This window comes from Streptomyces sp. NPDC057271, assembly GCF_042668715.1.
GTDB lineage: Bacteria > Actinomycetota > Actinomycetes > Streptomycetales > Streptomycetaceae > Streptomyces.
In genome coordinates this window covers 66,091-74,145 of the sequence record NZ_JBHUYJ010000029.1, presented here as the reverse complement: position 1 = coordinate 74,145, position 8,055 = coordinate 66,091, and the positions used below count along the sequence as shown (strand labels likewise).

The 8,055-nt window shown below is 72.0% G+C and carries 6 protein-coding genes; 3 read left to right on the top strand and 3 right to left on the bottom strand.

Annotated features, from left to right (window positions below):
• The 3 genes from ACFUJR_RS16410 to alc form a co-directional block, all read left to right on the top strand.
• Positions 1–227, top strand: a 227-nt coding sequence (locus ACFUJR_RS16410; protein WP_383450476.1) for an EamA family transporter, incomplete at its 5' end; no start/stop codon positions are given.
• A 128-nt stretch (positions 228–355) separates the two neighbouring features.
• Positions 356–1,276, top strand: coding sequence for a LysR family transcriptional regulator (locus ACFUJR_RS16405; RefSeq protein WP_383178158.1), 921 nt, complete (start codon positions 356–358; stop codon positions 1,274–1,276).
• Between the two features lie 90 nt (positions 1,277–1,366).
• Positions 1,367–2,530 carry an allantoicase gene (gene alc, locus ACFUJR_RS16400; protein ID WP_383178155.1) on the top strand — a complete coding sequence of 388 codons (1,164 nt, stop codon included), beginning with the start codon at positions 1,367–1,369 and terminating at the stop codon, positions 2,528–2,530.
• Positions 2,531–2,660: 130 nt separating this feature from the next.
• Here the strand turns inward: alc and pepN are convergent, their stop codons facing one another.
• The 3 genes from pepN to ACFUJR_RS16385 all read right to left on the bottom strand — a co-directional run bounded on the left by pepN (position 2,661) and on the right by ACFUJR_RS16385 (position 7,752).
• On the bottom strand, positions 2,661–5,234 hold the full coding sequence (gene pepN / locus ACFUJR_RS16395; RefSeq protein ID WP_383178152.1) for an aminopeptidase N: 2,574 nt from the start codon (positions 5,232–5,234) through the stop codon (positions 2,661–2,663).
• A gap of 52 nt (positions 5,235–5,286) precedes the next feature.
• Positions 5,287–6,588 (bottom strand): TerD family protein, encoded by a 1,302-nt coding sequence (locus ACFUJR_RS16390; protein WP_383178149.1) that lies wholly within the window; start codon positions 6,586–6,588, stop codon positions 5,287–5,289.
• 147 nt (positions 6,589–6,735) lie between these two features.
• Entirely contained in the window at positions 6,736–7,752 is a 1,017-nt protein-coding gene (locus tag ACFUJR_RS16385; RefSeq protein WP_383178146.1) for an aspartate-semialdehyde dehydrogenase, read from the bottom strand.
• Positions 7,753–8,055 lie beyond the last annotated feature (303 nt).

Here is an 8,055-nt window from a genome sequence, read left to right as displayed (position 1 = left end):
GCCGGGAGGGCAGTCGTCAGGCGCGCGAAGCGCGTCAAGCCCGCTGCCGCAAGGTAAGCAGGAATCTCCCGGCTTCAGCCGGGAGAGCACTTCAACACCTCCAGCCGGTCTGCGTGGCCCTGCTCTCGTACGCCCTGCTCGGCGAGGAACTCGGTCTCCTGGAAGCGGCCTGCATGGCGCTGATCCTGGGCGGGGTGGTCCTCGCCGGTGCGCGCCCCCGCGCGTGACAGCGACCCCCTCCGCCGGCGACCCCTCCGCAGGCACCCCTGCGCCCGCGCCCCTCGTCCGCCGGCGCCCCCGCGCCCCGCAGTCGCGCGTGAGCCGTCCGGCCGTGGCCCCCGGTAGGTTGCGCCCCATGACCGAGTGGGACATCAAGAAGCTCCAGATCCTCCGCACCCTCCGCGACCGCGGCACCGTCACCGCCACGGCGGAGGCGCTGCTCATGACCCCCTCGGCCGTCTCCCAGCAGCTCACCAACCTCGCCAGGCAGCTCGGCGTCCCGCTCCTGGAGGCGCACGGGCGCCGGGTGCGGCTCACCGACGCCGCGCATCTCGTGCTCCGCCACGCCGAGGCCGTCTTCGCCCAGCTGGAGCGCGCCGACGCCGAACTCGACGGCTACCTCCGCGGCGAGGTGGGACAGGTGCGGGTGGCCGCGTTCTCCACGGCCGTGCCCGCCCTCGTCGTCCCCGCCGTGCAGCACCTCCGGACCGCCCACCCCGGACTCGACGTCCGGATCCGTGAGGCCGAGGCGGCGGAGGCGTACGAACTGCTCACCGCCGGCGACGTCGATCTGGCGCTCTCGCTCGCCGCCCACGCCCCCTCCGCGCGCGACCCCAAGTTCAGCCGCGTCCCGCTCCTCGCCGACCCGCTCGACGTCGCCCTGCCCGCCGGGCATCCGCTCGCCGACGCGCCCGGGCTGAGGCTCGCCGACCTCTCCGCCGAGCCCTGGATCTTCGGCGGCTCCGGCCCCTGGTCCGAGATCACCACCGCCGCCTGCGAGGCCGCCGGGTTCGTGCCCGAGCAGGCCCACAGCGCCGCCGGCTGGACCGCGATCCTCGCCATGGTCGAGGCCGGGATGGGCGTCGCCCTGGTGCCGCGGATGGCCTCCGCCGAGCGCCGCGGCGAGCGCGGGATCGTCATGCGGGTCCTCTCCGCCGACCAGCCGCGCCGCCATGTCGTCGCGGCCGTACGGCGCGGGGCCGAGGAGGGCGCCGCCGTGGCCCGGGTGCTCGCCGCGCTCCGGCAGGCGGCCGTCCAGCGCGAGACCGTCCAGTAGCGCCACGGCACCGATTATTCAGTACAGCTGAAAGTATCTGTCGAAAACATTCGATGGACCGGGTCCAGGCCCAGGCCGCACAGTCGTTCCATGAGCCTCGACGAGAACGCCGTGACCGCCGACCCGCACGCCAACGACGCCGCCCCGTACTCCGGTGGCGACCCGTACGCCGACTACCGCACCGGTGACTTCTCGTTCACCGAGCTGGTCGACCTGGCCGACCGTCGCCTCGGCGCCGGTGTCGTCGCCGCCAACGACGAGTTCTTCGCCGAGCGCGAGAACCTCCTCGTCCGCGAGCGGGCCGTCTTCGACCCGGAGCACTTCGGCCACAAGGGCAAGATCATGGACGGCTGGGAGACCCGCCGCCGCCGTGGCGCCGACGCCGGGAACGTCTTCCCCGCCCCCGAGGACCACGACTGGGCGATCGTCCGCCTCGGCGCCCCCGGCGTGATCCGCGGCATCGTCGTCGACACCGCCCACTTCCGCGGCAACTACCCGCAGCGCGTCTCGATCCAGGCCGCCGCCGTCGAGGTCCCCCTGTCCGGCGACGGGGGCGCCGCCACGCCCAGCCCCGAGCAGCTGCTCGGCGACGACGTGAAGTGGGAGGAGCTCGTCCCGCCCACCCCCGTACGCGGCCACGCCGCCAACGGCTTCGAGATCGACGTCGAGCGCCGCTTCACCCACGTACGGGTCTGCCAGCACCCCGACGGAGGCATCGCGCGCCTGCGCGTCCACGGCGAGGTCGTGCCGGACCCCGAGTGGCTGGAGCTGCTCGGCACCCTCGACCTGATCGCCGTACTCAACGGCGGGGTGTACGAGGACGCGTCGGACACGTTCTACTCCTCGCCGACGCAGATCATCCTGCCCGGCACCTCCCGCAAGATGGACGACGGCTGGGAGAACCGCCGCCGCCGGGTCCGCGGCACCAACGACTGGGTCCGCTTCCGGCTCGCCGCACAGGGAGCCGTACGCGCCGTCGAGATCGACACCGCGTACCTCAAGGGCAACTCGGCCGGCTGGATCGCCCTCCAGGGGCGCAACGGCGAGAACGGCGAGTGGTTCGAGATCATCCCGCGGACCCGGCTGCAGCCCGACACCCTGCACCGCTTCAGGCTTCCGGCCCAGGCCGTCGTCACCCACGTCCGCCTCGACGCCTTCCCCGACGGCGGCCTCGCCCGGATGCGCCTCCACGGCGCGCTCACGGAGCAGGGCGCGGCCGACCTGCGTGCCCGCTACGCGGCGCTCGGAGGCTGACACGCCTCCGCCCGGCGGGCGGCCGCGCTCCGACGCCCGCCCGCCGAGCGGACCCGAACGGACGAAGGGACACCTCCGTGGGGGAGGGTGCCCCTTCGTCCTTCAGCCTTCAGGCGCCGTGCGCCCGCCGTTACGCGGCGGCCGCGTCCGCCGCCTGCGCCTTCAGGGCGCGCTCCACGCCCGCGCGGCACTCCGTCACCATGCGACGCAGCGCCGGCGCCGGGTCGTTCGCCTCGATCCAGGCGTCCGTGGCGTCCAGCGTCTCCTGCGAGACCTGGATCGTCGGGTAGAGCCCGACCACGATCTGCTGGATCATCTCGTGGCTGCGGGTCTCCGAGACGCCCTTGATCGAGGCGAAGTACTTCGCCGTGTACGGGGCGAGCAGCTCACGCTGGTCGGTCTGCACGAAGCCCCCGATCACCGCCTCCTGCACGGCGTTCGCCAGCTTGTCGGACTCCACGACCGACGCCCAGGCCTCCGCCTTCGCCGCCTCGGTCGGACGGGCCGACCGGGCGGTCGCCGCGTGCCGCTCGCCCGCCGCCGTGCGGTCCCGCTCCAGCTCGGCCGCGATCTCCGGCTCGTCGAAGACGCCGGTCGCCGCGAGCCGCTGCACGAACGCCCAGCGCAGCTCGGTGTCGACCGCGAGCCCGTCGATCGTCTCGCCGCCCTCCAGCAGCGCCGCCAGCAGATCCAGCTGCTGCGGCGTGCGGGCCGTCGCGGCGAAGGCCCGCGCCCACGCCAGCTGGTGGTCGCTCGCCGGCTCCGCCGCGCGCAGGTGCGCCAACGTCGCGTCCGTCCACCGGGCCAGCCCCGCGTCGCGCCACTCCGGCGCCGCGTACAGGTCGAGGGCCGCCTTCACCTGGCCCTGGAGCGACTGCACCACACCGATGTCGCTCTCCTTGGCGATGCCGGAGAGGACCAGGTCCAGATAGGCGCGCGTCGGCAGCTCGCCGTCGCGCGTCATGTCCCAGGCCGACGCCCAGCACAGCGCGCGCGGCAGCGACTCGGCGAAGTCACCGAGGTGCGCGGTCACGTTCTTCAGCGACATCTCGTCGAGGCGGACCTTGGCGTACGACAGGTCGTCGTCGTTGAGCAGCACGACCGCCGGACGCGCCCTGCCCGCGAGCTGCGGTACGGCGGTCAGCTCGGCCGCCTCGATGTCCAGCTCCAGACGGTCGGAGCGGACCAGCCTGCCCGCCGCGTCCAGGTCGTAGAAGCCGATCGCGATCCGGTGCGGACGCAGCGTCGACTCGCCCTTGGCGCCCGCGGGCAGCGCCGGAGCCTCCTGCCTGACGGCGAAGGAGGTGATGACGCCGCTCTCGTCGGTCTCGATCTCCGGGCGCAGGATGTTGATGCCGGCGGTCTCCAGCCACAGCTTCGACCAGACCTTCAGGTCACGGCCGGAGGTCTCCTCCAGCGCGCCCAGCAGGTCGGTCAGACGCGTGTTGCCGAAGGCGTGCGCCTTGAAGTACGCCTGCACGCCCTTGAAGAACTCGTCCTGGCCGACGTACGCCACCAGCTGCTTGAGGACCGAGGCGCCCTTGGCGTAGGTGATGCCGTCGAAGTTGACCAGCACGTCCTCGAGATCGTTGATCTCGGCCATGATCGGGTGGGTGGACGGCAGCTGGTCCTGGCGGTACGCCCAGGTCTTCTCCGCGTTGGCGAACGTCGTCCAGGCGTTCGGCCAGCGGGTGCCCTCCACGGACGCCTGGCAGGCCACCGAGGTGAAGGTCGCGAACGACTCGTTCAGCCACAGGTCGTTCCACCACTCCATGGTGACCAGGTCGCCGAACCACATGTGCGCGAGCTCGTGCAGGATGGTCTCGGCCCGGCGCTCGTACGCCGCGTCCGTCACCTTCGAGCGGAAGACGTACTGGTCGCGGATGGTCACCGCGCCCGCGTTCTCCATCGCGCCCGCGTTGAACTCCGGCACGAAGAGCTGGTCGTACTTGGCGAAGGGGTAGTCGTACGCGAACTTCTCCTGGAACCAGTCGAAGCCCTGGCGCGTGACGTCGAAGATGTGGTCGGCGTCGAGGAACTCGGCCAGCGACGGACGGCAGTAGATGCCGAGCGGAACGCTCTGGCCGTCCTTCTCGTACGAGGAGTGCACCGAGTGGTACGGGCCGACGATCAGCGCGGTGATGTACGTCGAGATCCGGGGGGTGGGCTCGAAGACCCACGTGTCGTCCTTGGGCTCCGGCGTCGGCGAGTTGGAGATAACCGTCCAGCCGCTGGGCGCCTTCACGGTGAACTGGAAGGTCGCCTTCAGGTCCGGCTGCTCGAAGGAGGCGAACACGCGCCGGGCGTCCGGCACCTCGAACTGGGTGTACAGGTAGGCCTGCTCGTCGACCGGGTCGACGAACCGGTGCAGACCCTCGCCCGTGTTGGTGTACGCGCAGTCCGCGACGACCTTGAGTTCGTTCGGGCCCTGGAGCAGATGGGCCAGGGCGATCCGCGAGTCCCGGAAGACGGCGGCGACGTCGAGCGCGTGGCCGTTGAGGACGACCTCGTGCACGGCGGGGGCGACGAGGTCGATGAAGGTCTCCGCGCCCGCCTCGGCGGAAGCGAAGCGGACGGTGGTGACGGACCGGTAGGTGCCGCCCTCCTGCGCACCGGAGAGGTCGAGGTCGACCTCGTACGCGTCCACGGTCAGCAGCTTCGCCCGCTGCTGCGCCTCTTCACGGGTCAGGTTTGTGCCAGGCACCCGGTCAACTCCTCGGTTTCGTGATGTTTGGCTCATCCTTCCACGCCGTACGTCAGCGTCGCATCGCACATTCCCAGGGTCCGTCGCCGCTGATCCGGAGCAGTCCCGGACCGGTCACGGGCGTGCTGACCCGGACCTCGCCGATCGCGTCGACGAGGAGCTCCTGGTCCTCCGCGTCGTACTCGGGCTCGCGCGGAGGGGTGTGCCGGTGGACGGTGACGTGCGACTCCCCGTGGTGGGAGAAGTCGAGGACACCGGGCGGCCCGTCGTAGACGACGAGGTCGTGGGCGTGGCCCTCGATATGGCTGTCGAAGCGGCGGGCGTGGGCGAGCGGGAGGACGCGCAGGGTCCAGGGGGTGTCCGCGTCGACCCGCAGCGTCAGGGGCCGGTCCGGCGGGACGACGGCGACGGTACGGGCGCGGACGTCGTCCTCGTAGGCCATGAGCAGGAAGGCCTCGACGCGGCCGTGGGCGTCGCAGGACTCGATGGTGGTGGAGATCGAGTGGTACGACTCGATCTCCAGGAGTGCCCAGCCGGGCGGGATGGCGGGGTCGCAGCGCACGGTCTCCTTGCCGCGGCCCTGGTGGACGGAGGGCCGGAAGGTCACCGAGAACGGATCGACCACCGCGCGCACGGGGGCGGCGGGAGCCCCGTACCCCTGGCCGTGGACGGGGACGGCGGGAGCCCCGTACCCCTGGCCGTGGACGGGCGGGCTCCCAGAGCCGGGTGCCGGGCGCGGCACGGGCCGGGGTCCGTACCCCCGGTTCCGGACGGGCACGGGCGGCGGTACGTAGCCGGGGCCCGGGATCGGGGCGGGCGGAGCCTCCACCACGATGCCGAAGTCCGTCGCGAGTCCGGCCAGACCGGAGGCGTACCCCTGCCCCACCGCACGGAACGTCCAGCCGCCCTCCCGCCGGTGGAACTCGCCGAAGACGAACGCCGTCTCCGCCGTCGCGTCCCCGATCGCGAAGTACGCGACCGGCGCGCCCGAGAGATCCGTGACCCGCACGTCCAGGTCGCGCACCTGCCCGAAGGCCCCGCCGTCCGTGGAGGCGGCGACCACCACGCGGTCGACCCCGGGCTCCATCCGGGCGAGATTCAGCCACAGCCAGTCCGCGGCCGCGCTGCCCGGTGCGCCCGGAGCCGACTTCCCGAGATGCCGCACCGAGCCGGAGGGGTGCGCGGTGTGGTTGTAGAAGACGAGGTCCGCGTCCCCCCGCACCCGCCCGCCGCCGTCGAGCAGCAGCGCGGATACGTCCACCTCGGGCGCGCCGGGGACGGTCTGCCAGGTGACCGCGACCTGGAGAGCCTGGGCGGGCACCGGAAGATCGGCGCCCATGGGCAGCTGGGTCATGGTCGGATCCTGTCACCCTGCGGCCCGGCTTCGAACGCGTTGTCCGGATTCCGCTGGTCCGGTCCGCCGGTCCGCCGGTCCTCGGCCGCTCGTACGCCGAAGGGGCGGCCGCCCTGCCGGACGGCCGCCCCTTCTCGGAGAGCGATGTCAGCCCTTCAGCTCCGCCGCGACCAGCTCCGCGATCTGCACCGCGTTCAGCGCGGCGCCCTTGCGCAGGTTGTCGTTGGAGAGGAAGAGCGCCAGACCGTTGTCGACGGTCTCGTCCACGCGGATGCGACCCACGTACGAGGCGTCCTTGCCGGCCGCCTGGAGCGGGGTCGGGATCTCGGAGAGCTCGACGCCCTCGGCGTCCTTGAGCAGCTCGTACGCGCGCTCGACGCTGATCGGACGCTCGAAGCGGACGTTGACCTGGAGCGAGTGGCCGGAGAAGACCGGGACGCGCACGCAGGTGCCGGAGACCTTCAGCTCCGGGATCTCCAGGATCTTGCGGGACTCGTTGCGGAGCTTCTGCTCCTCGTCGGTCTCGAAGGTGCCGTCGTCGACGATCGAGCCGGCCAGCGGGACGACGTTGAAGGCGATCGGGCGCTTGTAGACGGCCGGCTCGGGGAACTCCACGGCCTCGCCGTCGAACGCCAGCTGGTCGGCGTTCTCGGCCACGGCGCACGCCTGGGTGCGCAGCTCCGCGACGCCCGCGACACCGGAGCCGGAGACGGCCTGGTAGGTCGTGGCGATCAGCGCGGTCAGGCCGGCCTCCTGGTGGAGCGGCTTGAGGACCGGCATCGCGGCCATCGTGGTGCAGTTCGGGTTGGCGATGATGCCCTTGGGGCGGTCCTTGATCGCGTGCGGGTTGACCTCGGAGACCACGAGCGGCACCTCGGGGTCGCGGCGCCACGCGGAGGAGTTGTCGATCACGACCGCGCCCTGGGAGGCGACCTTCTCGGCGAGAGCCTTGGAGGTCGCGCCACCGGCGGAGAACAGCACGATGTCGAGCCCGGTGTAGTCGGCGGTGGAGGCGTCCTCGACCGTCACCCCGTCCACGACGGTGCCGGCGGAGCGGGCGGAGGCGAAGAGCCGCAGCTCGTCGACAGGGAACTTCCGCTCGGCCAGGATGCTGCGCATGACTGTGCCGACCTGACCGGTGGCTCCGACGATTCCGACCTTCACGGGGACTCCTCCGTACGTTTGTGCAGGCTGCTGCCGTCCATGATGCGTATGTCCCGGCCCGGCTTGTCCAATCCGTTTCTCTCTGCGAGAGGACGCCCACGGTTCGTGGTACTTTCGTCGCGCCCTGTGAGGGCCGGTTCGGGCTGGACCGCAACCCTTGGGTTGGAAGCCCACCCTTCGGGTGTGGAGCGGAGTCACTGTCCGAGGATCGGGACGATCCAGGACACCCGGAATGGGAGGGGGGGGGGCTCCGCCCCCCCCCCCCCGGAAACCAAGCCCATTCCAGAGTGGCCTTTTCCATCC